We start from the raw sequence: 26435 nt of genomic DNA on the forward strand, positions 1-26435 counted from the left end.
CGATATGGCTGAATATGAAGGACTAGAGTTTACGGTCTCGGAAGATATAAGCAAAAGTGTAAAAGACATCAAAAGATTATCGAGTGCATTAAAAGACCTAAAGACTGCACTAGAAGCAGTAAAAGGAATGGATGTTGGCAAAGAATTTAAAAACTTGGCAGACCAACTATCCGAAATTGAAGGGAAAGATACAAGCACCTTAAAAGAACTTGGAGAAGCCTTACGTAATACAGGTGATGGAGTAAGCAAGTTAAATAAAACGATTCAAGCAATGGATGTTAGTAAGTTCAAAGATAACATGCATGGAATCGCAGAGAGTATAAAAGAATTTGATTTAGACCGCTTATCCAAGTTATCTGAAGCAACATTAGGCTTGCATGGTTTAGGTGCTCTAGGCAACGTAAAACAGGGCACAGGTGCTACAGGAAATGCACTCAACAACAATCAGAATGTTAGCACTCCACAATTAGATACAAGCAAAAATGTATCTACAGGAAACGTACTAGATAAATTCACCCAGTCTCTTAAGAATGGTGCTAGTAAGATTCAAAGTATCTATAAAAGTATCTATAGTGGAATACTAAGTAATGGTAAGAGTTTTGCAGATAAATTCAAAAGGATATTCGATTCGCTTAAAAGCGGTAGTGCACTACAAAAGTTCGGTGGTTTCATCAAAGGGATTGCAGGAAATTCATTCGGCAAGTTTGGTGAAGGTGCGTTATGGCTAGGTGGTAAGTTAGGTTTCCTTGCAAACCAATTCGCTAGAGTTGCGATGTACAGATTTATCCGTACAGTCATCAAAGAAATAACTCAAGCAATGGTTACAGGTGTAAACAACGTATATGCATACTCTACTGCTATCGGTGGAAGTTTAGCACCAGCAATGGATAGCATTGCGACATCCGGACTATATGCAAGTAACGCATTAGGTGCTATGGCAAGTCCAATTTTGGAATCACTTGCACCAGCAATTGATTTCTTAATTGATAAATTTGTGGCACTTATCAACGTTATCAATCAGTTCTTTGCGTTCCTTGGTGGACATGCAACATGGACTAAGGCAATCAAGCAACAAACGAAATTTAATAGTGAACTTGGCAAAGGTGGCGGTGCAGCTAAACAGGCCAAGAAGGAACTAGACCTATACTTAGCAAGTTTCGATGAACTACATGTCATGAATGACCCGAATAAGCACAGTGGTGGTCGTGGTGGCGGTGCAGGTGGTGGACTTGATCCTTCGAGCATGTTTGAACAAGCGGAGTTTGATGGACCAGTTGCTGATTTTGCAAGTCGTATTAAGGAATTATTTGCAAACAAGGACTGGAAAGGACTTGGAATCTTTATTGGTGAAAGTATCAATAAAGGTATCAACGCAATCGACTGGAAGGGAATGGGAAGAGCTGTAGGTAAAGGCATTGACGCAATGTTTACCGTTTCCTACAACCTTATGAAAACTGTTCGATGGGATACTATCGGTAGCAGTGTTGGTGACTTCTTGAACGAAGCAATGTATCAAATCAATTGGGATCAAGTTGGCAGAACCATTGCACAAGGTTTCTTGATAATTCCACAAATGATACTTGGACTAATTACCACGTTAGACTGGAGTGCTATTGTTGCGAATCTTGCTAGTGCCATCACAGGCTTCTTGAACGAGATTTCAGATGTGCTCGATAGTTACGACTGGAGTGCCATTGGCAACAAGTTAGGAACAGAGTTCGGAGAAATGATAAAAGAAGTTGATTGGCTTGGACTTGGTGATAGTGCTTTACGCTTATTCTTTACTGCTTTGGAATCTGCAATTGAGTCTGTAGGCAGCGTGTTTACTGGAGCTGGTGAAGAACTATTCGGTGGCATCTTCAAAGGCATGAAGAAGAAATGGGACGAAGTAAAACAGTGGTTTCAAGACACCTTCGGTTGGATTGGTGACTTGATTGCTTCTATCTTTGGTAAGGGAAAGGACACAATCGAAAGTACAACAGGAAATGCTGCTGATATCGGTAAAGGTAATTTCTCTGAATTAAGAGATGGAATTACTCATAGTTCAAATGAAATCAATAGCACAGTTTCCGACAGATTCCGTAGAGCAAATACAAGTGTCACCAACAACACTGACTTGATGTCAAATTCTGCTACACGCAATTTTAATGACATGGGAATCGCTACAGAAAGAAACATGTCAAGTATTAGTAATGTAGTTGAAACAAACATGTCTAAGACATATGGACACACTGAAAGAAATTTCACATCAATGAACGCTACTGCAAGTACAAACTTAACTGGTATGAAATATAAGGCAGATACAAGTCTGAATGCGATTGAAAGTAAGTTCAATTACACAAGACTTACATTCCCAAGCATTTCATTCCCACATATCCCACTGCCACATTTCAGTATTAGTGGTAGTGCTAACCCACTTACTTGGTTACGAGATGGATTACCAAAGATTAACGTTGAATGGTATGCAAAAGGTGGCTTCCCAGATATGGGAGAAATGTTCGTTGCACGTGAAGCAGGTCCTGAACTTGTAGGTAATATCGGAAACAAGAATGCAGTTGTAAATAACATGCAGATTATCGAAGGTATTAAGCAAGGTGTATCAGAAGCAATGCGTGGTGTACACGGCAGTGGTGATTCACATATCACTATCAATTTGGATGGCAAAGTTGTCTATGACAATGTAGTGCAAAGAAATAATGAACACGTTGCCATGACTGGCGAAAGCGAGTTTGCATATTAGGAAAGGAAGGACAAGATAATATGGCAGAAATATATAGTTCCCCTTGGTTTCAAGGGCATGCTACAGGCATAGTAAGTGTTTCTACAGATGGACAGACTTGGACTTCCTTGCCTGATCCATCTAGTATTGCATATTCCGTATATGACCTAGACGCAGGTGGAAAAACAGGGCGTGGTTTAGATGGTGGTATGAATAGAGATAGAGTTGCAGTCAAAGAGAAGATAAGCATGACATTTAATGCAATGTTTAGAGCGGACTTTGAGCAAGCAATGTCACTCATCAAAAATGCATTCTTTTATGTGAATTTCTATTCGCCCTATTATGGCGAATGGAGAATTGCTGAAATGTATGTTGGAGATAGAAGTTTTGATTACTATGGAATGATGAAAAAAGATAAGAATGACTTGGTGAAAAGTATCAAATTCAACTTTATAGAAAGGTAAATGAATATGCTAAGAGTAAATGACAACTACAACACTGCTATTTATGAAAGTCGTTCATTTACCTTTTCTGTTTTATTAAATGGTAATGAACAACTTGCAGTAAGACAAATATCAAATATTGAGATTATTGAAATCGGACAATCTGATAAATCATTGAAGTTAGGACAGTTATGTAATAACCAACTAACCATGCAGACTTGGATAAAGAACGACCATATCACAAATGGATATATTGAAGTATCTTCTAGTTTGAATGGTGATGATTCAATGAAAGTGCCATTAGGCAAATACTATGTAAATGAGTATAAGGACAACCACGACAGTACTTACACAATCACTGCATACGCACTTCACCCAAGAATGAATGAAGTTGTAAAGAACATCAATTCAAGAGATGTACAGACTATCATTTCTGAAATCGAAAGATACACAGGGATGCAAGTATTGAATAAAACGATGTTCACTCTTAAAACGATAAATGAGATTGAAGAACACACAACGTATAAGCAGTTGTTGGCTGATATTGCAGGTTATGATGGATATAACCTACGTGTAGATCGTACAGGTAATATTGTTCCTTATAAGTACAGTATGGATGTTGTGGATAGTTCTGGAAATCAAGCGGATATTGTGTTTAAAAATGCACATATGTCACGTAAAGGAAGAACCATCAGTAAACTTGTGACAGAAAAGAAGGTAACAATCGGAAGTGTAAAAGTAAGTGATGGAAAGAATGCATATACATCCGGCACTGGAGAAGGTATCAATTATATCAACCCATACATTACTGCTGAAAGCACAGTGCCTAGTTATATATGTGATATGAACTATGTGCCACTTACTGTTACAGACGTAGGCAATCCATGTAGAGAAATCGGTGATAGAGTATCGTTTACTGATAACAAAGGCAACACCCTTGAAACATGGATCATGTACCAAAAAATCAGTATCAATGGTGGTTTATCCATGCAGACTGAAAGTTACACGAATAGCAATAAGTTGGCAGTAACAAAAGAAAGTCCTATTACAAAGGCTATCCGTGAAGCAAATAGAACCAATCGTAAGTTGATTGAAGAGATGTTTGGCAAAATTGCAGGTGCAAAGGATGGTTATTACAACTTCATTGATGGCGATGGCAACATTGTTCCATTCACAAGTGATAAGATAGCAGGTTTCCAGATATCAAACACACCTACTATTACATCTACTACAAAGGGGTGGAGATTCATCCGTGGTGGCTTGTATCATAGTTCAGATGGTTTTAAAACACATGATGACTTCATGTTGAATGAAGATGGTGAAATCAATGTAAACCTAATTAAATTAGGTAACAAGACATTGACAGAAACCATTTCGGATTTAACAGAAGAATCTAAGGGCAGTATCAAAGGTACAAAGCAATATTATTTACAAACAGTATCTGCTGATAAACCTTCAAAAGACAATAATGGATGGTCCACTGTAAAGCCTTCTACGATTGTCGGACAACACATGTGGTACATGCTTGCAGATGTTGCTAACAATGGTACTGAAATCAAGCATGAGCCGTTTGAATTGACAGGAATTAAGGGTGATACAGGTAGGGGAATCGTAGGTAGTCCTACACTCACATACCAGGCTAGTAACAGTTCGACCACAGTGCCTACAGGTGAATGGTTAAATGATATCCCTTTAGTAAATGAAGGTTATACCCTATGGACTAAAGCAACGTGGAAATATAGCGATGGTACATCATCAGAAGTGTATTCTCCATCGATTGCAGGTAAGACTGGTAAGGGCATTAAATCAGTTGAAACAGAGTACTATTTATCTACTTCAAAGACCGAAGTGACGGGTGGTGAATGGAAGAACGTACAGCCTTCTAAAACTGCTGATACTTGGATATGGACACGATTAAAGACCACATTCACAGATGATAGTGTGGGTTATTCTGAACCACCTATTAAAGATGATTTACTGAATAGCCTTGCGGATATATCTATTAGTAATAAATCAACTATCGAACAGTTGAATGGCAGTATCACTCATCTTGTTAATCAAACAACAGAAAATAAAAGTGGTGTAGATACTATCAAGACAGAACTAAAAACGCTACAACAACAAACTGTAGACGGCTTTAGTAGAACGGTACAACGTACAGAGTTCGATAAGACGGTAAATGTTATCACTGATAAATTGGATGAACACGGTTTCCATATTGGTAGTGATAAAGAAGATACAGTTACTACCATCGATACAAATGGTGTAAACGTGAAGAAGTCTGACGGCACATTGTTAGCAAAGTTTGACAAGGTAGATAGTATGCTTGCATATTTGCGAGTGCTTGAACACTTAAGTGCAGGTGCACATCGAGTAGAAGCAAAGGAAACAGAAGCTGAAATAACACAGTTTGTAAACGGAACTATCAAAACTGCAAATGTCAAAGCAACAATTATAAACTGGATTGGAGATATAAATAATGGTAATGCTTAGTAATAATTGGCAAGTAATCACAGAAGCAACACGAACACCAGGTGCTGCCGAAGTTATTTATGAACTTCAAGCAAGAATAAATTCACAGTATCACAGCATTGAATTAAACCGTGATTATGTTGAAGTTAAAGTTACATATTCATTCAATAAAGGCTATATCTATTCCGGAACTTGGAACTTTACAGCAACAGGTTGCGAAGAGGTAAGTGGCGGTGGAAGATTAGATGGAAGCGGCACGTTGATAAGTGGTGGCTTTTGGGCTTACCACGATAATAACGGAAACTATTCAACAAGTATCAATGCAAATCTAAGTTTTTATTTTAGCGATGCGGATGCATCTTTAGAAAAAAACATTGAACTACCTAATATACCACGTGCAAGTACGCCATCTTGGAAGAATGGAAAGAACCATGTGAAACTCGATGGCACAGATACGCTTACATTAGTGTTAGATAAAAAGGTTGCGGCCTATCGACATTCACTTGTTTGGGTAGTTGGTAGCAGTGGATATAAATGGCTTAATACAAATGATATTGATACGGAATACGTATTTAAACCTACAGAAGAGATGATCAAGTACGCTACTAATACAAAATCTGTATATGGCTATCTTGGAGTCGGAACGTATTCTAGCAGTGATCCGAACGCCACAATGATTGGAGCAATGAATATAGCCTTTTTCATTGATTTACCAGAAGAAAAGTATGCACCGGTAATCAATACTACAAGCGTAAAGGAAGTTGGTAATACTAACATTCCGGAAGATAAAGTGTTTAGGTATTTATCTAAGAAAAAGCTTACCATGCAAGCAGATGTAAGGGGATATGCAACAGTCAAAAGTGTATATGCTTTGCACAATGGACAACAGTTCCCTTTAAGCCTTGCTGACGGTACATATAGCACGAAAGTAGAAGGTATGACGAATGGTGACATACAATTTGTCATTGAAGATAGCCGTGGATTTAAAACAATACAAGAATGGCATGGAACATATGTTCCTTACTTCTATCCAACCATTACAGAATTTACCGCAGAGCGTGATAATCCAACAGTAAATGATGGTTATGCTAACGCAAAAGGAACGTTCTATAATGGCGAAAATAACACATTGACTATTACTGTAAAAGATGATGCTGGACACAGTGTAAATGCTACAAGCCAGTTGTCGGGTAATGAATTTAAAGTCAAGCAACGTATCAATGGTTATTCCTATGATAAGAATTACAATCTTACTCTAAAGGTCACGGACAGTTATGGCCAATCTACTGAAAAAGCATATATCTTATCGGGCAATCTGTGGTCTATGATCTTGGGGAAACTCACAACAAGCGTACACATGCTATGGGTCAGAAAAAACGGAAACAATCCATGTGGAATTTATAACGAGGGCGACATAGCTGTACTGGGAACAACATATGCAAAAGGTGGCTTAGCTATTGGCGGAAATGATACATTTATTGTAAGAGAATTTTCAGCTGATACACGCCCACTACCTGGACAACAGGCTGCGTATATAAATGTTCCGTATTCTATACCGGCAGGATATAAATTGTTGTGTTTCTATGATGCACATACGGTTACATGGTGCATAACAACAATAAAAAATGTATCTGCCAATGGGGTTATGACACACATTTTCAACTGGTCCACACCAAGCGATATAACACCAGCAAGTAAAGTTATTGTTAGCGGATTGTTTGTTAAATCTGCATAGAAAGGGAAATAATGTATATAGATGGTTTAAAATTCACGGAAATCCCAAGTGGTAACAAAAGTGTTGTCACATTTCAGCGCAAAATATTTGAAAACATAAAGCCACTAATTGATAGTTTTGAAGTGGGTGTTATACATGAGATTAGTTTTGATGATGAAAACGTCACACATAAAATGTACACAGATCCAATGACGTTTTCCAAAAACAATGAAGGATATACAATCTCATTCATCTTATCTGATGTTCCGCAGAAAGATCTTGATGCAAAAGCATATAACGAAACAAAGCCTTTAATCAACCAGTATTTGCAAATTGCTGATATTGCTACAGTTTATAAATACATTAAGTATCTTGATAAGTGGGTTATTGGTTTAAAATGTCAAAAGGACATGCGAATTGCATACAATAACGTTGTATATGTTTCGTTAAGCGAATACATAGCAGAAGATGGTAAAACGCCTGATAAAGCATTAGGGTTATATGTTATCGCTAAGAATGACGGAAGCGGAAACCCTAAACCACAATATCCAAACTGGATAAAAGGTAAGGAATACAATGCAGGTGATATTGTTATACACAAAGGCATTTTATGGGAATGCACTTGGAATAATAATGCAAGAGAGCCATCTGAATTAGCACTTGGATGGAAGAGAAAATAACGTCATAATTGAATTTTCATAAAAATGAATTATAGTAAAAGTGACAACAAAATAAAGCAAAGATAGCAAAGGCTATTTCCCAAAAAAACAAGGGAGATAGCCTTTTATTACGTTTAAAGGAGAAATGAAGATGACATTAAAAGGTATTGATATTGCTAGTTGGCAAAGCAATTTAAACTTACACAACATTGACTATGATTTTGTGGTTGTAAAAGCAACGGAAGGTACAGGATATATTAATCCATGTTGTGATATGCATGTGCAGCAAGCAATTGAAATGGGTAAATTATTTGGAGTTTATCATTACGCAAATGGTTTAGATCCTATTGCTGAAAGTAACTTCTTCTTGCAGAACATTCAAGGGTATATCCGTAAAGGAATTTTAGTACTTGATTTTGAATCAGGCGATAATGCAGCTTGGAACGCAAACCCTAATGGATGGGTAAAAGCATGGTGTGATAACGTTTATAACCAAACAGGTGTAAGACCATTAGTATATATCCAAGCAAGTGCTTTAGATAAAGTGGTTGGTATTGGTGATTATGGTTTATGGGTAGCACAATATGCATCATATGAGCCTACATATTATCAAGATACACCATGGAATGAAGGTGCTTACGATTGTGCAATGAGACAGTATGCAGGTAGTAATGGTCATGTTTATGGATATGACGGTGGTGTTGATTTAGACAAGTTCTATGGAGATCCAGAAGCATGGATGAAATATGCTAATCCAAGCGGTGAATATGTTGCACCGCAACCACAAGTACAGACATACGAACAACCATCTGTACAGACTGATGGTACAACATACATCGTACAATCTGGTGATACATTAAGTGGAATTGCAAACATGTATGGTACGACTTACCAGCACCTAGCTGCAATTAATAATATTGCTGATCCAAACAAAATTTACCCAGGACAAGAAATTCGTATTGATGGAACTGCACCTATTAACACTACAAGTGAAGAATATTACACAATTCAAAGCGGAGATACATTATCTGGTATTGCAGCAAAATTCGGAACTACATATCAATATTTAGCAGAAATTAACGGTATTGTTGATCCAAATAAGATTTATGCTGGCACAACTATCAGAACCAGATAGAAAGGGCACTACATTATGAATAACGGTATTGATCCAGTAACAATACAACTTATAATCGGTGCTATTAGTGTAATCATATCCGCAATCGTTGTAGCAATCACTGTAGGCAAAGGAAGCGAATCACAAGCAAAAGAAACTGGAAAGATACTTGCGAGTATCGACAGTATGAAGGAAGTGCTTGCCGATTTAAAATCAACAACCAAGGATGTCACCGCAAGAGTTACATCCTTGGAATCAAAAGTAGCAACAGAAGAAGCAACGCTAGTTTTGATTACATCAAGACTAGAACAATTAGAAAAAAAGAAAGAAGGTAATTAAGTCATGAAAACAAAAGAATATTGGCAACGTTGGTTTGCATCAGCAATTATCAGAGCAATTAAAACAGCAGCACAAACAGCGGTATCACTCATCGGTACTGGGGCAGTTGGCTTTACAGATCTGAACTGGATGCAGATTTTATCAATCGCTGGTGTGACAGCGGTAGCTTCCATTCTTACTTCACTTGGTGGTTTGCCAGAAGTAAAAGTCGAAGAAAATACTACCGAAGAAGATTTAAAATAAATTGCTTTTCCTAAATTCCTCCTAACCCTTATCGTGATTGGTATTGCGGTAGGGGGAATTTTATTTTATATTGTAAACATGGAAAATAAAGATGATATTAAACTAAAGGTAAGAAACTATATAAATGTTGCATGTGATTTACTTGATATTCCCACTCCATATATCCATTACAACATACCGAAATATATGAAGGAACAAGGGAAGGAAATTGCAACAACGATAAAAAAAGGAAACCATTATCATATTTACTTGAATATTGATTATGAAAATAAGTCTATATTATATAACGCTTGTTTACATGAATGCAGACATGTTTATCAATATATCGTTTGTGATAGTCCAATGGCTTACATGATAGAGCCGAAAGAATTGGTAGATGCATGGAGAAATAATTTAAAATGCTATATTGGAAATCAAATTGAAAATTATGAATTACAACCACTTGAATTAGATGCGTATGCTTTTGGTGATTATGTGTATAATACAATGTATGATAAAGAAATGATAGTGCGTAAAGACTTTGTACGCAGAGCATTATTAAAAAGAATGATGGAATTATCAGACATCTATACAGAAGAAGAAATATTATCTATTGCAGGTGATTATTTTAATATAGAACAAAAAAGACCGCTATATAGTTAGCGGTTTTATTGTATATAAACTCTTCTTAAACATACGTTGTTTATGATTAGTATTTCAGAGTTCGATTTTGAGTATGTAGGCAGGGGTAGAGAGAATCGAACTCCCATCAGCGGTTTTGGAGACCGATGTACTACCATTGTACGATACCCCTAAAATAAAAAGTGACGCGTACGGGATTCGAACCCGTGAATGCCGCCGTGAAAGGGCGGTGTGTTAAGCCACTTCACCAACGCGCCAAGTGCTTGTATAATATAGCATGCCTAGAAATTGTTTGCAATCATTTTATTCAAAAAAATCAAAAAAATTTGCTCGGATAGAAATAAGTGCTTATTTTAGTGCATATCTAACGTAATTTTATTTATTTAATATAGTGGTCTGATATAATTACATCAACAGAACGACTGATTATTATCGTTATAATATGTAGAAGGAGAGGTTTTATGATTGATTATAGTGAGGGTAGTGGAAAACAGTATCATACTGGTGTTGGGAAAGGTGATGTTGGAAGATACGTATTCTTACCAGGAGATCCAAAGCGTTGTGCCAAAATTGCAAAGTATTTCGATGATGCCGAACTCGTAGCGGACTCACGTGAATATGTAACTTATACAGGCTGGTTAAATGGTGTAAAGGTATCTGTTACTTCAACAGGTATTGGTGGACCTAGTGCTTCTATTGCGATGGAAGAGTTAACTGCAGTTGGCGCAGATACATTTATCCGTGTAGGTACATGCGGTGGCATGGATTTAAGTGTTAAAAGTGGTGATCTAATTATCGCAACCGGCGCAATCCGTATGGAAGGAACTTCAAAGGAATATTCTCCTATTGAATATCCAGCTGTTCCAGACTTAGATATTGTAAATGCTTTGGTAGAAGGTGCTCGTCGTGTTGAACATCCATATCATACAGGTGTTGTTGAGTGTAAGGATGCTTTCTATGGACAGCATCGTCCAGAAACGCTTCCAAATGGACCAGATTTAATTCGTAAGTGGGATGCTTGGCTCAAGATGGGTGCAAAGGCTTCTGAAATGGAATCTGCAGCTCTATTTATCGTAGCTAGTTATTTACACGTTCGCTGTGGCACTGTACTTCTTACAGTCGCAAACCAAGAACGTCAAAGAGCAGGTTTACCAAACCCACAAGTCCACGATACAGACCTAGCAATCAAGGCAGCGATTGAAGCGGTCAAGTACTTGATTGAACAGGATGGTAGTGCTGACTAAAAAACTCATTCATAAAGAATGAGTTAGTCTCTAAGAGAATACCAATCAGTATATTTTCTAAATGCAGAAGGGATTGCAAGTGATTGCAGTTCCTTTTTATTTGCGAGGTAGTAATGTTCATCTAATGTATGTTGGATTTCTGCTACCTTGATTTCATATGCACGCATGTGCCACTCAAGATGCGTAAAGATATGTTTTGCTTCAGGTAGGGTTGTAATCTTAAGGGGAGTAAACCCTAATGATTCAACATGACTAATCATTTCTGATTTTGTTAGATGTGCATCCACTCCAGGGAACTCATATAAACCTGCTAGAAGTCCTTTGTGAGGTCGCTTATGAACTAAAAAGGATTGATCATCACGAATAATAAAGAGAGTACGCGCTAATATCTTTCTATCTTTTAAGGAAGAGCGATATGGGATGCTATCTGCCATCTGATTTTGATATGCGTAACAGTTTTTATTGAGCGGACATTTTTTGCATTGGGGAGCACCGTTTGGTACACAGATAGTTTCACCAAGTTCCATGATACCTTGATTAAATGAGGCATAGTTAGGATTTAACTGTTTAGGACTGTAGAAATCATTGAGTTTTTCTTCGATCATTTCTTTTACCTTTGGTAAACGAATATCCTCTGTGATTCCGTAATATCTTGTTAGTACGCGTAGTACATTTCCATCAATTGCTGGTGCTGGAAGATTATATGCAATCGAAGCAATAGCACCGGCTGTATATGGACCGATACCTGGGAGTATCTTTAGTAGTTCGAAGTCTTTCGGCAACTTACCATCATAATATTCCATCAAAAATATGGCACACTTTTTTAGATTTCTTGCACGACTATAATATCCAAGACCTTCCCAAAGTCTCATCAGACGATCGTCATCGCAGTTAGCTAAGCTAGCTATATCAGGTAACTCATTTTTGAATGCAATATACTTTGGCTTAACAGCTTCAATACGTGTTTGTTGCAGCATAATCTCGCTTAACCAAACATCATAAGGATTGCCTGTATCACGCCAAGGCATACTGCGTTTGTTTTGGTCATACCATTGTGTTAACTTCTTGATATCTGTATTTTTCATCTGATTTATTTTAACAGATATTGTATGGGTTAGTCATTTTAGATACAATATAATCAAATATGCGAGCATAATTTAATGGTAGAATGCAACCTTCCCAAGGTTGATGTGCGGGTTCGATTCCCGTTGCTCGCTCCATATAGAAAAGACCCGCATAAATAGCGGGTTTTCTTATGTAATGGTCAACTTTTGGTCAACTTTTGGTCAACTTTTACTCAATTTTTATGTTTTTATAGCATTAATTTTATCTATCAGTTCTTTATTTGTATCACTTAGTAGATGCGTATATGTTTTTAAAGTTGTCTCAATATCTGCGTGACCTAATCGTTTTGACACCGCAACGATATTTACACCGTTATTGATTAAGATAGTAGCATGACTATGCCGAAGATCATGCAAACGTATATTTTTTACGCCTGATGCTTTAATTGCTTTTTTAAATTGCGTCTGTATTTGTGTAATTGACAGTCCGTGATTACCGCCAAATAAGTAACCATTGCCATTTAATAATGGTTGGATATCTTCTATCAATTTATCATCCAACTGAACAACTCTTGTTGCCTTTGTTTTGGTCGGTTTTAAGCCGTTTTTGTGGTGTTTTTGGCTTGCGTGGATATTTATCCATCCATCTTTAAAATCGCTCTTCTGTAACGCTATAGCCTCACCACGACGGCAACCAGTCCAAAATAAGAACTTGAAGAACAATTTATAAATTGGAATATCGACATATTTAATGAATTTGTTAAATTCATTTACAGTCCATATATCCATTTCTTTCATGATTTCTTCATCTGTTTTTTTGAAAGAGTGCAGAATTGAGGAAATATCATTTATATCATATATCATTGAGGCATATCTAAATACAGATTTAACATAAGAAATAGTATGATTCTTAGTTGATGTTGAATACTCTGATTTTGAAAGCATATTGTACCAGTTGGCTAATTCTTTTTTGGTTATCTTTTTGATTGGAACATTCAAATATTCAGCAAAGCGTTTATTAAAACTTTCCCAGTGTTTTTCTATCATTGTTTTTGATGATTGATGATAACTTTCCCATTGATGTGCCATTTCTCTAAAAGTCAATTCTCCGGAAGTGTCTTGCGCCAATCGCTGTGCATCTGCTTCAGCATTTAAGGCATCTCTTTTCGTTTCAAAGCCACGTTTCTTTTTCCATGATATTTTTCCCGTAATTGGATTTTTTACTTTAAAAACGTAATACCAAAGCCCAGTAGGTTTATCTTTTGCGACGGACATATCTAACCTTCTTTCTTTGTTTATATATTTATTCGTTATTTTTAGAATTCACACTTTTCATATATCCGGCGGTGATGATGCCTGCTGGCAATGCCACAATAGCAATGCCGAATATAGATGAAACCATTGCGACCGCTCGTCCGATAGTCGTTGTTGGATAAATATCACCATATCCGACTGTTGTAAGACTAACGATTGCCCAGTATATTGCGTCAAAGAATGATTTGAACGAATCTGGTTCAACGTTAAATATTATCAAAGCAGAAATGAATACGTATGCTGCTGATAATGTGCCGACTGCCATGAGCGGCTCTTTTGATTGCTTAAACACATCAATAATAACTGATAATGATTTTGAATATTTTGCAGCACGCGCAACTTTGAAAACCTTTAATGCCCGTACCATTTTGAATGTTCTCATCATTCTGAATATTTTAAGTAATTTAAATGAATCATTGAGTGATGTCAAAGATGGAATGATTGACAGCAGATCCATGATAGCCATTGGTGTAAATGGGTATTTTATAAAAGAAAGTAGTGAATGTGATTTATCTCTAATATCTGCGGTAATCCATCGTAAAAGATAGTCGATTATGAAAATAACTACGGTAATTTTATCAATAAATATTAAAATATGAGTATCGTTTTTGAATAAAAGCGGAACTATACTAACAAAAATTACGATCATCATAAATAAATCGTATGCGTCGAAATCCGGAATATTATCACCGGTTGTATCTACGACATCAACTAATTCAAAAAGTCTTTGCCGCCATTTTGAATAATTCATAATTAATACTTCCTTCTTGATTCGACGACTTTACCAATGATTGTTACCGGTTTATCTTTTATGTCTGCAAAACTAAAAAACATTGGTGCGTATTCTGGATTGAGTGAATGGAGAATGATTCCATCATTGCGTTTAAATAGTTTCTTACAGCACGCTTCGTCACCGTTTACTTTCGCGATGACAATATCACCGTTATTTGCATCACTTTGGCTTCTGACGATAACGATATCATTTTCATTAAATTCTGGTTGCATTGAATCACCTTTGATGCGTAACGCCAAGAACAATCCTGACTTTGCTAATTTAGGATCAATTTCTTCCCATTCATCCGGATCATCATAATTTATATCTTCAATCGCCAAATTAGGGATGCCGGCACGGCTGAATCCACGTATAGGAATAAGGGATCCTTTTTTTATTTTCTCTTCCCAATCCTGACCAAAATAAGACATAGCCATAGAAGCATTTTCATCGGTTGAATAAGATGGTGATTTATCGTCGGAATATCCTTGCAACCACAAAATATTCACAGAGAAATAATCAGCTATTTTCTTTAATTTTTCATACTTTGGGGATGATTTTCCGCGTTTCCAATCACTGAATGTCGAAGGCGGAATTCCAGTTGCTTTTGCAACATCAGAACTTTTTACAGAAAACATTTGAAGCAATTCTAAATATCTATCATACATATATGTTCTCACTTTCTAAAATTTAGAAAACCGAAAAATATGCGTTGACAATTTAGAAATCCCAATTTATAGTAATTATGTAGTTAGGAAATCTAAATAAAACGCCAGTTAAACTATGTAATATCTTTCGCAAATTTATTATATATAGGATTTCCTAATTACGTCAATAAATAATAAGAAATTCCTAAAAAAGGGGGTGAAGAGGTGCAACCAGATTATGAAAAATTTGAACAATTGCTGAAACAACGAAATATTTCGGTTTCAACGATTTCTGCTGAAACAGGAATCCCGGGCAGTACATTCAGCGATTGGAAAAAAGGAAAAAGCTATCCTAAAGTGCCGAAGTTCTATAAGATAGCAAATTATTTCGGGGTTTCAATGGAAGCGCTGTTAAGTGATTCTATGGAAGTTTAAAGGAAGGGATGAAAAATGCGATTACACAGCAACGCTGAACTTGTCAGAATGCCTTATCTAAAGAAAACGGATGTCGGAAGATTGTCCGGTTATACGAGAAAAGACTTAGATACATTGTTTAATAAGGCACAGGAAATTGACAAACAAGAATTAGGCATCAATTACATTTTTTCTTACAAAGTAAGAACGAAAACCGTTGCAAAATTAATTGGATACACGCTGAAAGAATTATTGAATATGTACCCGGAACAAAAGAAAAACGCTCCGTCCGTCGAAAGTAAGAGCGCTCAATAGTGGCTGATTAAAGCCACTCTCATTATATCAAATAGAAAGTTGAGAGTAAAACATGAAATTAAAAAAGAACTTAATTAATACGCTTGAAGAAATAGCATTACTTGCAATGTTTATATGCATTTTTGTAAAAGCGTTTTTATTCTTGGTGGGTATCGACCTATGAATGAGTTAATCAGAAATAAGCTTCGCAGATTAAAGGGACTGCCAACCGAAAAAATTAGTACAGAAGGAGTTGTTATCCTGAATGATGAGCAAGCAGAAGCTGCATTTCAATTCGAATTATCGAGGCTGGAGCAATTCAAACGCAAAGTTAATGAAATGAGTGATCAATGTGATTAAGCAACGCTTTGATTGCCAGCAATGCACTAGATGGAATGAAGAAACACAATGTTGCCCACCAATTAAAGCAGGGTACAGGGTGTTTGAAGTTAAGAATGAATGCTTACAATGCAAGTTTTATCAAACAAAAAAACAATTAGAACAGTTGAAACTGTTGATAGGAGAAAAAGAATATGAAGAAACAAGTGACACTAGAAGAATATGAAAATCAATCTGCAAGAGATGCCATTGTCGAACGTACAGCTTCTCAGATATACAGAATTTTAGAAAAAAAGGAGCTTACATATCGGGAAGTATTACGTTCGCTTGCAGGGGCGAGAACACTAGCTGCAACCAATGCAAAACTAAATAAATAGAAAGGCGATAACTGGTCTAACGCTTACGCATTGGTTGCACTAGACCGCTTTAAAAGAAAGGATATGTCACAGAAAATACAAACTAATTGTAAGTGTGGCAAAGGACATATATGAAACAAGGTTTTATTAAGATAGACCGCCAGATATTGGAATGGCGCTATCACGATTGCTACTATGCATTCACGATATGGATGCATGTATTGCTTTTAGCAAATTGGACCGATGGTTACTTTAAAGGGCGAAAAGTAAAGAGAGGTGAATTGATAACGTCAATCAATAATCTGATGCTCGTAACCGGCATTAAATCAGATAACACAATCCGCAAGTGGCTAAAAATATTTGAAAATGAAAAGATGATTACATTAAAATCTACAAACAAATATACGCACATAAGCATAGTAAATTACGACAAATTTCAAGATGTTGGCGAAACCCTTGCGGAACTAAATGCGCAACAAACTGCGGAACAAGGTGCGTATCAAACTGCGGAACAAAGTGCGGACAATATAAGAATAATAAGAAATATAAGAAGTAAAGAAGATATAAATACTACTTGTCCGGAGCAAACTTCGTTCGCATCTGAACAGGCAACCGGATTACCACCTTTAATTCTGAAAGATGGTTCTCGGTTTCACATTTCAGAAAATCATCTAAACGAATTCGTGGATGCTTATCCAGGCGTGGACGTACGCGATCAGATTATGAAGATGAGCCAGTGGCTTAAAACTAATCCAACGAAGCGGAAGACGAAGAATGGAATCATGCGATTTATCAATTCTTGGATTGCACGTTCAGAACGAGAAACGATTAACGCTTCACAATCATCAACAAAAATATCAATGCCGGAATATATCCGACAACAAGAAGCAGGAACTCTACCAGAAGGCACACCAGCTTCAAAGGAACTTATTGAAAGAATGCAGAAGCTGCAGAAGGAAGGATTAGAACATGTCGGAGATTAAACAAAGAGCATTGGAAAAGATGAATGAAGAGATGAATCAAAAACATTCACGGTCAATAGATCCTATTCACAATTGGCTTTGTGAACAGGAAGACGATGATTTATTCGAGAAGATATGCCAGGATGGCAAAACAATTAAAGCAGCGCTTGAATACTGCGCTAATAATGCATATAAGAGCAAAGAAAACAATTGTGCAATGATTGCTGACTCGGTTGTGTTTGGTTGGGTTGTAGATTACTTCAATTCAGACCTTAAAGAAGTCAAATCAAGTGTTACAGCATCGGTGACTACAAGCAATGACAAGAAACCTGTAGCAAAGAAACAATCGCCTAAAATCGATGTTAAAACGAATCATAAGAAGGCATATTTTGAAAGGATTAATCTTTTTGAATTATGAGAGATGCAGATTACTATGTCAAAAGACGCTTGAAAGCTCCGAAAGCATTCTTTGATTGGTGCTACTCACAAATTCCGACAATTATTTTTTCAAATAAAGACAAAGTAATTTCATCAAATCGAAAAGGATGTAAAGTTATACGAAAAAGATTGAATAAGAATACGCGGACAGATTTCTATGATTGCTATAAATGTTTTGCAATCACTCTATGTACGCCAAAACGCATAGAAATACAATCCTATGGTTTTTATTCAAGATACAATCGAGGAATTCAGGATATTAAATGTGAGCTAGTAAATTTCGAGTTATTCGAAAACGATGAACATATTCAGTGTAGCCAAAATTATTTTCTGAATGATGTCTATCAATTTGGATTATGCCGACAGTTCTCAATGGGTGGTCCATATTCAGGAGTGATCATGTATGAGAATGATTTCGATGAGATGCTAAAGCAAAAATCGGAACTAAAATACATTGAATGGAAAAAACCTATAAGCATTTATGAAATTAGGCGATTTTATAAATATCGTCGTGAAATAGAATTCTTGCAAAAGATTAAGGCACGACGGATTGCATATGAACTGATGTATATGTCTGAACAATGCGATATGAGAATCATGAATGAAAAATGGTTGCGAAAACATAAACACGAAATCAAAAATTCAGATTTTGGATTCGAAAAGGTAATTCTAGATGAAAAAATCAGAGAAAGAAACGGAAAAGCGATTGCTGGAATTGAGAAGTATATTTCTCATGTGAATTTTGACAGGATTCCATCCTGTGTTGGAATTATACACTTTCAAAATTGGGCTATTAAAAATCAGATAGATTTCAGATACTATATCGACTATCTGAAACTAATGGAACAATGCAATGTACCAATTAACGATACAAATGCATGTCCTAGAAACCTTAGACAAGCACATGATCATCTTGTGGAACTCAACAATGCTCTTGAACGTGAACGAGAAGCAAAAGCTAAACGAAACCGTGATAGAGAATTAAAAAATAAATTTGATGAACTCATTAAAACGAGAAATTACATGGAAATGGAGATTAATGGTCTTAAGTTCATCTTGCCTAAAAGAGCGAGTGACATTGTTAAAGAAGGTTCCGTATTACATCACTGTGTAAGTACATATGTTGATAGACATGCTTCTGGAAAAACAACAATAGTATTTATCAGAAATTCAGAAGATCCAAATAAACCTTTATATACAATGGAATTTTGCAAAAAAGAAATCGTACAGATTCGTGCAAAGTACAATCAAGAACCACCAGAAGGTGTATTTGAAGCAGCAGAAATCTGGAAAAAGAAAGTAGTGACAAGAGGAAGAAAGAATGCTTAATAAAGAAAAATATAATTTGCGACAAATGGATATTTCTACAAAAACAAAAGATGGAAAGATACTATTCTTTAATTTAAAGATCAGAGGAAAAACAATTCATCAGCAAATCTATCCATGCGGCGTGTTTGCATGTGACGCGATGAGAGAAATGATTGGGTGGTTAGAAGAAGAATATGTTCCTGAAATTCTAACCGAAAAAGAAAAGGCTTATCTATCAGCAGTTATCAAGCCATTTAGAAAAGATGTTGAATGTATTGAGAAAGTTGAAAGTTATTATGGTGAAAATGAATTCATACATATAACGATGAAAAAAGATTATGACTATTGCGAACTTCCGGCCTTTGAAAAAGGCACAATGTATAAAGGAATGGAAGTGAATAAGGCATACACCTTAGAGGAGTTGGGGTTATGAAGATCTATATCGTACATGAAAATGGCGGTGAATACGAAGATGAATGGGATACCATCTTGGGAGCATTTACCACTTTAGAAAAGGCACAAGAATTAAGGGATAGAAAGAAAAAAGAGGATGATGAATACTCTGAAAAAGAAGAACTTGCACTCAGGGTACTAAATGAAGAGATAACGCTTGAACAATCAGGGCTAAGTGAAGAAGAATATGAAATCTATCTTGAAGGGGATTTTGATGACTACGTGAATTACTACATTACTCAAATTACTTTAGACAAAGAGAGCAGAGAAGAAGGGGTAAAAGAATGAATATATGGTCAATAGTAGTTGTTGCGTTATATACGCTTAGTTTAGGCATGGATTTAGCGAAACATGGGCAGCAAAGAACAGGTAAATATAATTTTTGGGCGAGTTTGCTCGCTTTTGGAATAATCATGTTCTGCCTTTATATGGGAGGATTTTTCAAATGAATAAATATCAAGACAGTTTAGATAATTTTGTAAAAGCGTTAAGCCATTTTACAAATTTTAAAAGTATACATGATTGGAAATCAAACTTACAGGAATTGGTGGATAAGGCGACACCTAAAAAGCCAAAAAACTGGAAAGCAGAAAGACGGCTAAATGGTGCAGTTGAATTCAATTGTCCAGTTTGCAACAGATTATACACTGAACGTGTTAATTTTTGTGCGAGTTGCGGACAGGCGATAGATTGGGGTACGTATAAATAATGAGCGTTGTAATCAAATATCCTGGAGCAAAAAATAGAATTGCAAATTGGATATGCAGCTTCATCCCATCGCATGAAGTTTATCTTGAGCCATTCTTTGGCGGCGGCGCGATATTCTTCAATAAGAAACAAAAAGCGCATATCGAAACAATAAACGATTTGAATAGAGATGTATTCAATTTTTTCAAAACACTGCGTGATAATCCAGATAGATTGATTAAATCAATTGAACTCACAGCATATAGCAGAGATGAATATGAATATGCATGGAGCAATCCTGAAGGAATAGACAATGTTGAAAGGGCGAGAAGATTCGCGATTAAGTGTTACATGTCAATTGGTGCTGGAAACAGATATAAAAATGGTTTTAGAAGTGGCCAATGCGGAACATCTCCAAACCCTGCGAAAAGTTGGAACGAGTATCCGGATATTTTACAAGCTGCCTTTGAACGCTTAAAAGGTGTACAAATAGAAAATCTTGACGCGTTGGAATTGATAAGAAGATATGATACATCGGATGTGTTTATCTATTTAGATCCGCCTTATCTGCTTAGTACGCGAAAAGGCAACATGTATCATCACGAAATGACAGACGAGCAACATGTTCAACTGTTAAAAGAAATCAAAAACCATCCTGCAAAAATTATGATTTCAGGATACGAAAATGATATGTACAATTCAGTCCTGAAAAATTGGCATAAAGAAACCAAAAATACACTTGCAGAATCGTCAAATAAACGAACAGAGGTTCTGTGGATGAATTATTTGCCAGAAAATAAATTGTTTTAAAAATTATAGATTGGAGCGAGAAATGATTAGTTCATTAACGTTTGAAGAAATTCAAATTGGCGAATGGTATTGGGATGAAATAGACAAGATTTATTTCAAATGCATTGATAAACGTGAGTACGAAAAAACATGTCAACCCAACTTATTTAATCAAGAAACTTCTGAAAAAATACAAAAGGTTGTACGTGTATATCCCAAAAATGCAAAATATGGTGAATATATAATGTTTAGTCCAAAAAGATTTTATAAGCACAAAGAAGATGCTGATAGATTGGAGTGAAGAATGATGAAATCAACTGATATAGAAAAAGTAGAAACGATATTAACAAAAATAGAATGTTTAAAAAAAGAAACTGCAACTCTTAATCGTTCAAAAGAAGAAGGAATAGATGATGCTCGCGTAAGAATTAATTACATTAATTTTGAAATTGATGGAAATTTATCTATAAAAGTACGCAATGTGATTTTAGATGAATTTAACTCTGAAATGAATGGATATATAGAAGAGTTAAAGCAACTTGGAGTTGAGTACGTAGATGAGACAGCTTAGACGTTTGCAACGTACGAAAGGCTATCTTCGGAAGACACCAGATAAACACGGTAGAGAAATTGTAAAGCCATTCATTAAGAGTGATTTCGATGAAATGGTTAGATGCTGCATAAATCATCGAGATAAATATGATCCGTCGTCTTGGAAGTATCGTATGTGGTATCGGAACTATATTCTATTGATTTTAGGGGTCAACACAGGAAATCGCATTGAGACGTTAATAGAATTAACTCCTAGAGACATCGCTGGCGGTGAATATACGTGTGTAGAAATGAAAACGGGTAAATCTCAGCAATTTAAAATGAATAAGAAAGTATATTCAATTGTAAAGAAATATATTGAGAGATATGAAATACAACTGCTTGAGTACATCTTTGAATCAAGACAGGGCTTAAAAGGGTATCCAATCACGCGACAACAGGCATGGAGAATTATAAAGCGGTTAGCGGATGAAGCTGGAATAAAATATCCTGTAGCTTGCCATAGTCTTAGGAAATCATATGGACGATGGTATTGGGATGAAACACATGATCTATTAACAACGCAGAAGCTGCTAATGCATGAAAGCGCTGCAGAGACTATGCTCTACATCATGTTAGAGCCATCTGATATACAGGATGTTAGAGAGTCTATTAATTATACCGAAAAATGGGGATAGATAAAAACATTCTTGCATGTTCTAAAAATAATACAAATTTATGAGTGAGTGTAACATTCGATTTATGTAACACTCAAAAACAGATAAAAACAAGATAAGCCAGTATTGAAAAGCATTATTAAGAAAATAAAGCTTTGAAATAAGCGTTACATAGTTACGATTCTGTTACACTCACAGACGAATAGAAAAAGGAGATAAAAATGTATTCAATTCAAACACAAAATAAAGACACAATTTATTACAATCCAAACATTAAGAAGCTTTATGTTATCGATAAAAAAATAGACAATAAGCTTCAATATGAAGTACGTGCAACAATAGACAATGATGATCGCTTGTTGGGAAGATATTCAGACAAAGCGGTAGCACAAGAGGTTATGGACGATTTAATCAGCAATAGCTTTTGGGGAGATACAGTTATGTTATGTATGCCGGAGGATAAATGATGATGGTTGCTATTATATCCTTCACATGTGGAGTGTTCTTCGGAGTATTCATTATGGTAGCGACGAGAATTGCAGGTGTAGATGATAATGACTAAGAAAGAGGAAATCGAACTCGCGCTACTTAGAAGAAAAAGAAATGAGCTAGAAAAGGAAATCGCAAGAGTTAAGGAAGCGCATCGCAGACATGAGTTTGCGGAAGTTAATACATTTCAACTCTTTGTTCTGGAAGATCGTTTGCGTTGGGTAGAAAAAAAGATAGCTAGAAGGGTGAAGCATGGTAAATGATGATAAACTGAAATATATTGATGGCAAGTTAAAAGGAATAAAGTATTCTGCAAATAGAGTTGTTGATATTTGGGATAGATTACAGGAGATTGCTATTGAGTTAAATGGTTCGGTTAGATCGCCATCAATTCGTTCTGAAGAAGAAGCAAAGTATCAAAGAGGGACATGTATTTATAAAAGCAATATCGCCGAGTTGATTAACGAAGAAGAAGTGCTATTACTGCAATACAATATGTATGAAACAGAGCTGAATGATATACAAAGATTCTTACGAAAACTATCTGTTAATGAAATAGAACTGTTGTACGAGAGATATGAATGCGGAAGGTCGTTTGAAACGATAGGATATATACTTGGATATGACAATGCATATATTCAGAGACAATTGAAAAAAATTTTATTGAAATATTAAATTGTCATAATTATGACAAGAAAAATATGTTACTATGCGCGTAGGTGGAAAAGGGCACACGTTATTGAGATGTGTGCTTTTTGTGTGGGAAGGCACCAACTGGAATATGTAACTTGACATGAAGTTTTCATTATTAATCCTCCTTTCAATATAAAATTGATGTCTTCCCTTTCGCCTGCACCGGAGGTTATATGGCGAGAGAATTTAGCAAAGCGTTTTATAAATCATCCGCATGGATTAAATGTCGTAAGGCTTTTCTTTCGATACATCCATACTGCAATAGATGTGAACAAGCTGGAAAGATAACTCCAGCTGAACATGTTCATCATAAGATATGGCTAACACCAAAGAATATTAATGATCCATACATCACGTTGAACTGGGATAACCTAGAAGCACTATGTCATGATTGTCATACTAAAGAGCATTTAGGCAAGTCACAAGTTGAAGAAGGATTGTACTTTGATTCATACGGAAATTTAAAGCGCCGATAGAGGGGGCATAGTAGCAAATAATACGCAAACTAAGAGGACCGATGAGCAGTCCTTTTTAAACCTGAAACTGAAAAGCGGCTGATGGGTGTAGTCTAAAAGCCGTGTAGAAAGGAAAAAGATATGGCAAGAAAGAAGAAGGTAGACAAAGAAGCTCTTATTTTAGAAGAGTTTAAGAGACTTACGGTTATTTTCCAAGATATACCAAATGAGAAGAGAGAACTATGTACTAATCTGATGCAAAATGCAGCTTTTATGGTCATATCTCTACGTGAATTACAAGATGATTTGCGTGTTAATGGATGGATTGAAGAGTATCAGAATGGTGAAAACCAGTCTGGAAGAAAACCTTCTAGTGCATCACAGGTATATAACAAATTAATTTCAAACTACAATAACATCATCAAACAGCTTGTTGGGTTGTTGCCTGATGACAAACAAGAAAGTGTTAAGGCAACTGTAGATCCAATGATGGAGTTCTTTAATACTAAATGATTGAGTACGATCATACTAACTACATTCTTAAATACTGGAATGAAATCAAAAACAAAAAGATTGTAGTCAGTAAGAAGATTGAAAAGGTTTATCAGGGGCTGGCTAATGATGTTAAAAGCAAAAGAAGTAAATATAAGTTTGATATAGATAGGGCATCAAGACCTATTTTTTTTATTGAATCATTCTGCAAGCAGTCAAAAGGTGCAATTGGTGAACCGATTAAACTACGACTATTTCAGAAGGCGGCTATACAAGCTATTTTTGGATTTGTTGATAAGAATGGAGTACGCCGATTCAATGAAGTGCTATGGATTATGGGGCGTAAAAACGGTAAATCTGTTCTACTATCAGCAATATCTCTATACATGATGATAGGAGACCACGAAGGTGGTGCAGAAATAGATTGTGTTGCAAGTAAGAAAGACCAGGCAAAGATTGTATTTAATGAATCTAGAAATATGGTCAGACAATCTCCGTATTTATCAAAGTATATCGCTAAGCGAAAGAGTGATATGTATTCTGATTTTAATTTCGGAGTATTCCAGCCACTATCAAGTGACTCAAATACATTAGATGGATTGAATGTACATTGTGGTATTATCGATGAATTACATTCAATTAAGGACCGTAATATCTACGATGTAGTTAAACAGGGTATGTCTGCTAGAAAGCAACCGATTTTGTTTACAATAACTACATCAGGATTTAACAGAGAAGGTATTTATGACGATCTTTATGAATATGCTGATAAGGTCATTAATAAAGACACTAATGATGAACGTTTTTTGCCACTCATTTATGAACTTGATAGTACCAAAGAATGGGATGATGAAAAGATGTGGCCAAAGGCTAATCCAGGATTAGGAATGATTAAAGCAAAATCATTTCTGCGTGAAATGGTAAGCAGAGCAAAAGTGGATTCTAAGATAAAAGCAACTGTACTTACTAAAGACTTTAATCTAAAGAATGTAACATCAGAGACTTGGCTATCTTGGGAACAACTTGATTGCGAGGATACGTTCTCAATAGATGATGTTGCTAATACATATGCGATTGGTGGATGCGATTTATCTGCTACTACTGACCTTACTGCAGCTACACTCTTAATTCGTAAAAAAGATGATGAGAAAATCTATGTTTTACAGCATTATTTTTTACCACAAGCACGAATTGACTACTTAGAAAAGACATCTTCAAAAGAAGCACCATATCAAGTTTGGGCGGACAGAGGATTACTTACTATATGTAACGGAAATATGGTCAACTATAGCGATGTTACGCAATGGTACAAAGATATGCGTGATAAGTATGGAATTGATTTGTGGAAGATGGGATATGATAGAGCATTAGCTGGATATTGGGCTGATGAAATGGCTGGAGAATTTGGACAGTCTGTAATGGAAAAGGTTGCACAGGGCCCATTTACTTGGACTGCACCGATGAAGGAACTTGGTGCAAGACTGGCAAATAAAGAGATTAACTATGACAACAATCCAATGCTGAAATGGTGTTTATCAAACACTGGAATCAAAGCGCAGGGTAGTATTGAATCAATTCAGCCTGTAAAGATACAACAGAATAGGCGTATTGATGGTATGGTTAGTTTGTTAAATGCATATGTAATATATGTAAAGTATCGTGATGATTACTTGAATTTAGTTGGATAGGAGAA

The 26435-nt window shown here is 36.0% G+C and carries 34 protein-coding genes and 3 tRNA genes; 31 read left to right on the forward strand and 6 right to left on the reverse strand.

The genetic code is table 11. The annotated features are described in order from the left end of the window. Positions 1–4 precede the first annotated feature (4 nt). From RGT18_RS04395 to RGT18_RS04435, 9 genes are all read left to right on the forward strand, one after another. Positions 5–2740: a phage tail protein gene (locus RGT18_RS04395; protein WP_028077735.1), complete on the forward strand. Its 2736-nt coding sequence runs from the start codon at positions 5–7 to the stop codon at positions 2738–2740. A 20-nt stretch (positions 2741–2760) separates the two neighbouring features. Further along, on the forward strand, positions 2761–3183 hold the full coding sequence (locus tag RGT18_RS04400) for a DUF6711 family protein (protein ID WP_028077736.1): 423 nt from the start codon (positions 2761–2763) through the stop codon (positions 3181–3183). Positions 3184–3189: 6 nt separating this feature from the next. After that, complete coding sequence (locus RGT18_RS04405) at positions 3190–5655, forward strand: hypothetical protein (protein ID WP_162141215.1); 2466 nt, start codon at positions 3190–3192, stop codon at positions 5653–5655. Further along, positions 5648–7369: a hypothetical protein gene (locus RGT18_RS04410; protein WP_338175331.1), complete on the forward strand. Its 1722-nt coding sequence runs from the start codon at positions 5648–5650 to the stop codon at positions 7367–7369. Before RGT18_RS04405 ends, RGT18_RS04410 begins: the two co-directional genes overlap by 8 nt. Before the next feature lie 11 nt (positions 7370–7380). After that, the gene (locus tag RGT18_RS04415) at positions 7381–8028 is read left to right on the forward strand and encodes a carbohydrate-binding protein (protein WP_028077739.1); all 648 of its coding nucleotides are present in this window, start codon (positions 7381–7383) and stop codon (positions 8026–8028) included. Between the two features lie 130 nt (positions 8029–8158). Next, positions 8159–9142, forward strand: coding sequence for a LysM peptidoglycan-binding domain-containing protein (locus RGT18_RS04420; RefSeq protein ID WP_037403576.1), 984 nt, complete (start codon positions 8159–8161; stop codon positions 9140–9142). 15 nt (positions 9143–9157) lie between these two features. Further along, positions 9158–9460, forward strand: coding sequence for a hypothetical protein (locus tag RGT18_RS04425; RefSeq protein ID WP_028077740.1), 303 nt, complete (start codon positions 9158–9160; stop codon positions 9458–9460). 3 nt (positions 9461–9463) lie between these two features. Next, positions 9464–9703 carry a holin gene (locus RGT18_RS04430; protein ID WP_028077741.1) on the forward strand — a complete coding sequence of 80 codons (240 nt, stop codon included), beginning with the start codon at positions 9464–9466 and terminating at the stop codon, positions 9701–9703. Between the two features lie 78 nt (positions 9704–9781). Continuing rightward, on the forward strand, positions 9782–10345 hold the full coding sequence (locus RGT18_RS04435; RefSeq protein ID WP_028077742.1) for a hypothetical protein: 564 nt from the start codon (positions 9782–9784) through the stop codon (positions 10343–10345). A gap of 80 nt (positions 10346–10425) precedes the next feature. Here RGT18_RS04435 and RGT18_RS04440 read toward each other — a convergent pair. Both RGT18_RS04440 and RGT18_RS04445 read right to left on the reverse strand, forming a co-directional pair. Continuing rightward, positions 10426–10496: transfer RNA gene (locus tag RGT18_RS04440), tRNA-Trp, on the reverse strand. Positions 10497–10507: 11 nt separating this feature from the next. Further along, positions 10508–10581: transfer RNA gene (locus tag RGT18_RS04445), tRNA-Glu, on the reverse strand. A gap of 204 nt (positions 10582–10785) precedes the next feature. Here RGT18_RS04445 and udp point away from each other — a divergent pair. Next, complete coding sequence (gene udp / locus RGT18_RS04450) at positions 10786–11568, forward strand: uridine phosphorylase (protein ID WP_028077743.1); 783 nt, start codon at positions 10786–10788, stop codon at positions 11566–11568. Between the two features lie 23 nt (positions 11569–11591). Here udp and RGT18_RS04455 read toward each other — a convergent pair whose 3' ends face one another. Then, positions 11592–12653: an A/G-specific adenine glycosylase gene (locus tag RGT18_RS04455; RefSeq protein WP_028077744.1), complete on the reverse strand. Its 1062-nt coding sequence runs from the start codon at positions 12651–12653 to the stop codon at positions 11592–11594. Between the two features lie 61 nt (positions 12654–12714). Between RGT18_RS04455 and RGT18_RS04460 the strand changes: the two genes are divergently transcribed. Beyond that, positions 12715–12788, forward strand: a tRNA-Gly gene (locus RGT18_RS04460). Between the two features lie 84 nt (positions 12789–12872). Here RGT18_RS04460 and RGT18_RS04465 read toward each other — a convergent pair. From RGT18_RS04465 to RGT18_RS04475, 3 genes are read right to left on the reverse strand one after another with little or no spacing between them, the layout of a single operon-like run. Next, entirely contained in the window at positions 12873–13907 is a 1035-nt protein-coding gene (locus RGT18_RS04465) for a site-specific integrase (protein WP_028077745.1), read from the reverse strand. Between the two features lie 28 nt (positions 13908–13935). After that, on the reverse strand, positions 13936–14697 hold the full coding sequence (locus RGT18_RS04470; protein WP_037403578.1) for an ion transporter: 762 nt from the start codon (positions 14695–14697) through the stop codon (positions 13936–13938). 2 nt (positions 14698–14699) lie between these two features. Beyond that, a complete protein-coding gene (locus tag RGT18_RS04475; protein ID WP_028077747.1) occupies positions 14700–15386 on the reverse strand; it encodes a helix-turn-helix domain-containing protein in 687 nt (228 codons plus the stop codon). 204 nt (positions 15387–15590) lie between these two features. Between RGT18_RS04475 and RGT18_RS04480 the strand changes: the two genes are divergently transcribed. The 20 genes from RGT18_RS04480 to RGT18_RS04575 all read left to right on the forward strand — a co-directional run bounded on the left by RGT18_RS04480 (position 15591) and on the right by RGT18_RS04575 (position 26430). After that, positions 15591–15800: a helix-turn-helix domain-containing protein gene (locus RGT18_RS04480; RefSeq protein WP_028077748.1), complete on the forward strand. Its 210-nt coding sequence runs from the start codon at positions 15591–15593 to the stop codon at positions 15798–15800. Between the two features lie 15 nt (positions 15801–15815). Beyond that, the gene (locus RGT18_RS04485) at positions 15816–16094 is read left to right on the forward strand and encodes a hypothetical protein (RefSeq protein ID WP_028077749.1); all 279 of its coding nucleotides are present in this window, start codon (positions 15816–15818) and stop codon (positions 16092–16094) included. A 159-nt stretch (positions 16095–16253) separates the two neighbouring features. Further along, entirely contained in the window at positions 16254–16433 is a 180-nt protein-coding gene (locus RGT18_RS04490; protein WP_028077750.1) for a hypothetical protein, read from the forward strand. Between the two features lie 173 nt (positions 16434–16606). After that, entirely contained in the window at positions 16607–16789 is a 183-nt protein-coding gene (locus RGT18_RS04495) for a hypothetical protein (protein WP_338175340.1), read from the forward strand. Positions 16790–16899: 110 nt separating this feature from the next. Then, on the forward strand, positions 16900–17751 hold the full coding sequence (locus RGT18_RS04500; protein ID WP_028078858.1) for a hypothetical protein: 852 nt from the start codon (positions 16900–16902) through the stop codon (positions 17749–17751). Then, positions 17738–18148: a Cas9 inhibitor AcrIIA9 family protein gene (locus RGT18_RS04505; protein ID WP_028078857.1), complete on the forward strand. Its 411-nt coding sequence runs from the start codon at positions 17738–17740 to the stop codon at positions 18146–18148. Before RGT18_RS04500 ends, RGT18_RS04505 begins: the two co-directional genes overlap by 14 nt. After that, entirely contained in the window at positions 18145–19497 is a 1353-nt protein-coding gene (locus RGT18_RS04510; protein ID WP_037404443.1) for a PcfJ domain-containing protein, read from the forward strand. Before RGT18_RS04505 ends, RGT18_RS04510 begins: the two co-directional genes overlap by 4 nt. After that, positions 19490–19909, forward strand: a complete 420-nt coding sequence (locus tag RGT18_RS04515) for a hypothetical protein (RefSeq protein WP_028078855.1) — start codon at positions 19490–19492, stop codon at positions 19907–19909. The genes RGT18_RS04510 and RGT18_RS04515 overlap by 8 nt, the downstream gene beginning before the upstream one ends. Further along, a complete protein-coding gene (locus RGT18_RS04520) occupies positions 19906–20217 on the forward strand; it encodes a hypothetical protein (RefSeq protein WP_028078854.1) in 312 nt (103 codons plus the stop codon). The genes RGT18_RS04515 and RGT18_RS04520 overlap by 4 nt, the downstream gene beginning before the upstream one ends. Positions 20218–20374: 157 nt before the next feature. Then, positions 20375–20638 (forward strand): hypothetical protein, encoded by a 264-nt coding sequence (locus RGT18_RS04525; RefSeq protein WP_037404442.1) that lies wholly within the window; start codon positions 20375–20377, stop codon positions 20636–20638. Further along, positions 20638–21426, forward strand: a complete 789-nt coding sequence (locus RGT18_RS04530; protein ID WP_028078853.1) for a DNA adenine methylase — start codon at positions 20638–20640, stop codon at positions 21424–21426. The genes RGT18_RS04525 and RGT18_RS04530 overlap by 1 nt, the downstream gene beginning before the upstream one ends. A gap of 22 nt (positions 21427–21448) precedes the next feature. Next, positions 21449–21706, forward strand: a complete 258-nt coding sequence (locus RGT18_RS04535) for a hypothetical protein (protein WP_338175345.1) — start codon at positions 21449–21451, stop codon at positions 21704–21706. 6 nt (positions 21707–21712) lie between these two features. Next, positions 21713–21976, forward strand: a complete 264-nt coding sequence (locus RGT18_RS04540; protein WP_338175347.1) for a hypothetical protein — start codon at positions 21713–21715, stop codon at positions 21974–21976. Beyond that, complete coding sequence (locus tag RGT18_RS04545; RefSeq protein WP_051241082.1) at positions 21963–22634, forward strand: tyrosine-type recombinase/integrase; 672 nt, start codon at positions 21963–21965, stop codon at positions 22632–22634. The genes RGT18_RS04540 and RGT18_RS04545 overlap by 14 nt, the downstream gene beginning before the upstream one ends. 200 nt (positions 22635–22834) lie before the next feature. Beyond that, entirely contained in the window at positions 22835–23080 is a 246-nt protein-coding gene (locus tag RGT18_RS04550) for a hypothetical protein (RefSeq protein ID WP_028078813.1), read from the forward strand. Positions 23081–23167: 87 nt separating this feature from the next. Beyond that, positions 23168–23365 carry a hypothetical protein gene (locus RGT18_RS04555; protein WP_156022820.1) on the forward strand — a complete coding sequence of 66 codons (198 nt, stop codon included), beginning with the start codon at positions 23168–23170 and terminating at the stop codon, positions 23363–23365. Further along, positions 23355–23777, forward strand: coding sequence for a hypothetical protein (locus RGT18_RS04560; RefSeq protein ID WP_028078245.1), 423 nt, complete (start codon positions 23355–23357; stop codon positions 23775–23777). Before RGT18_RS04555 ends, RGT18_RS04560 begins: the two co-directional genes overlap by 11 nt. Before the next feature lie 191 nt (positions 23778–23968). Next, a complete protein-coding gene (locus RGT18_RS04565; protein ID WP_028078246.1) occupies positions 23969–24271 on the forward strand; it encodes an HNH endonuclease in 303 nt (100 codons plus the stop codon). 120 nt (positions 24272–24391) lie between these two features. Beyond that, positions 24392–24763: a hypothetical protein gene (locus tag RGT18_RS04570; RefSeq protein ID WP_051240998.1), complete on the forward strand. Its 372-nt coding sequence runs from the start codon at positions 24392–24394 to the stop codon at positions 24761–24763. Next, positions 24760–26430: a terminase large subunit gene (locus RGT18_RS04575; protein WP_028078247.1), complete on the forward strand. Its 1671-nt coding sequence runs from the start codon at positions 24760–24762 to the stop codon at positions 26428–26430. Before RGT18_RS04570 ends, RGT18_RS04575 begins: the two co-directional genes overlap by 4 nt. The last annotated feature ends 5 nt before the right edge of the window (positions 26431–26435 follow it).

It is taken from the genome of Solobacterium moorei (genome assembly GCF_036323475.1).
Taxonomy (GTDB): Bacteria; Bacillota_I; Bacilli_A; order Erysipelotrichales; family Erysipelotrichaceae; genus Bulleidia; species Bulleidia moorei.

Coding starts and splice junctions, on each gene's coding strand:
- RGT18_RS04395 (WP_028077735.1), top strand. CDS start 5: ATGGCTGAATATGAAGGACTAGAGTTTACGGTCTCGGAAGATATAAGC.
- RGT18_RS04400 (WP_028077736.1), top strand. CDS start 2,761: ATGGCAGAAATATATAGTTCCCCTTGGTTTCAAGGGCATGCTACAGGC.
- RGT18_RS04405 (WP_162141215.1), top strand. CDS start 3,190: ATGCTAAGAGTAAATGACAACTACAACACTGCTATTTATGAAAGTCGT.
- RGT18_RS04410 (WP_338175331.1), top strand. CDS start 5,648: ATGCTTAGTAATAATTGGCAAGTAATCACAGAAGCAACACGAACACCA.
- RGT18_RS04415 (WP_028077739.1), top strand. CDS start 7,381: ATGTATATAGATGGTTTAAAATTCACGGAAATCCCAAGTGGTAACAAA.
- RGT18_RS04420 (WP_037403576.1), top strand. CDS start 8,159: ATGACATTAAAAGGTATTGATATTGCTAGTTGGCAAAGCAATTTAAAC.
- RGT18_RS04425 (WP_028077740.1), top strand. CDS start 9,158: ATGAATAACGGTATTGATCCAGTAACAATACAACTTATAATCGGTGCT.
- RGT18_RS04430 (WP_028077741.1), top strand. CDS start 9,464: ATGAAAACAAAAGAATATTGGCAACGTTGGTTTGCATCAGCAATTATC.
- RGT18_RS04435 (WP_028077742.1), top strand. CDS start 9,782: ATGGAAAATAAAGATGATATTAAACTAAAGGTAAGAAACTATATAAAT.
- udp (WP_028077743.1), top strand. CDS start 10,786: ATGATTGATTATAGTGAGGGTAGTGGAAAACAGTATCATACTGGTGTT.
- RGT18_RS04455 (WP_028077744.1), bottom strand. CDS start 12,653: ATGAAAAATACAGATATCAAGAAGTTAACACAATGGTATGACCAAAAC.
- RGT18_RS04465 (WP_028077745.1), bottom strand. CDS start 13,907: ATGTCCGTCGCAAAAGATAAACCTACTGGGCTTTGGTATTACGTTTTT.
- RGT18_RS04470 (WP_037403578.1), bottom strand. CDS start 14,697: ATGAATTATTCAAAATGGCGGCAAAGACTTTTTGAATTAGTTGATGTC.
- RGT18_RS04475 (WP_028077747.1), bottom strand. CDS start 15,386: ATGTATGATAGATATTTAGAATTGCTTCAAATGTTTTCTGTAAAAAGT.
- RGT18_RS04485 (WP_028077749.1), top strand. CDS start 15,816: ATGCGATTACACAGCAACGCTGAACTTGTCAGAATGCCTTATCTAAAG.
- RGT18_RS04490 (WP_028077750.1), top strand. CDS start 16,254: ATGAATGAGTTAATCAGAAATAAGCTTCGCAGATTAAAGGGACTGCCA.
- RGT18_RS04495 (WP_338175340.1), top strand. CDS start 16,607: ATGAAGAAACAAGTGACACTAGAAGAATATGAAAATCAATCTGCAAGA.
- RGT18_RS04500 (WP_028078858.1), top strand. CDS start 16,900: ATGAAACAAGGTTTTATTAAGATAGACCGCCAGATATTGGAATGGCGC.
- RGT18_RS04505 (WP_028078857.1), top strand. CDS start 17,738: ATGTCGGAGATTAAACAAAGAGCATTGGAAAAGATGAATGAAGAGATG.
- RGT18_RS04510 (WP_037404443.1), top strand. CDS start 18,145: ATGAGAGATGCAGATTACTATGTCAAAAGACGCTTGAAAGCTCCGAAA.
- RGT18_RS04515 (WP_028078855.1), top strand. CDS start 19,490: ATGCTTAATAAAGAAAAATATAATTTGCGACAAATGGATATTTCTACA.
- RGT18_RS04520 (WP_028078854.1), top strand. CDS start 19,906: ATGAAGATCTATATCGTACATGAAAATGGCGGTGAATACGAAGATGAA.
- RGT18_RS04525 (WP_037404442.1), top strand. CDS start 20,375: ATGAATAAATATCAAGACAGTTTAGATAATTTTGTAAAAGCGTTAAGC.
- RGT18_RS04530 (WP_028078853.1), top strand. CDS start 20,638: ATGAGCGTTGTAATCAAATATCCTGGAGCAAAAAATAGAATTGCAAAT.
- RGT18_RS04535 (WP_338175345.1), top strand. CDS start 21,449: ATGATTAGTTCATTAACGTTTGAAGAAATTCAAATTGGCGAATGGTAT.
- RGT18_RS04540 (WP_338175347.1), top strand. CDS start 21,713: ATGAAATCAACTGATATAGAAAAAGTAGAAACGATATTAACAAAAATA.
- RGT18_RS04545 (WP_051241082.1), top strand. CDS start 21,963: ATGAGACAGCTTAGACGTTTGCAACGTACGAAAGGCTATCTTCGGAAG.
- RGT18_RS04550 (WP_028078813.1), top strand. CDS start 22,835: ATGTATTCAATTCAAACACAAAATAAAGACACAATTTATTACAATCCA.
- RGT18_RS04555 (WP_156022820.1), top strand. CDS start 23,168: ATGACTAAGAAAGAGGAAATCGAACTCGCGCTACTTAGAAGAAAAAGA.
- RGT18_RS04560 (WP_028078245.1), top strand. CDS start 23,355: ATGGTAAATGATGATAAACTGAAATATATTGATGGCAAGTTAAAAGGA.
- RGT18_RS04565 (WP_028078246.1), top strand. CDS start 23,969: ATGGCGAGAGAATTTAGCAAAGCGTTTTATAAATCATCCGCATGGATT.
- RGT18_RS04570 (WP_051240998.1), top strand. CDS start 24,392: ATGGCAAGAAAGAAGAAGGTAGACAAAGAAGCTCTTATTTTAGAAGAG.
- RGT18_RS04575 (WP_028078247.1), top strand. CDS start 24,760: ATGATTGAGTACGATCATACTAACTACATTCTTAAATACTGGAATGAA.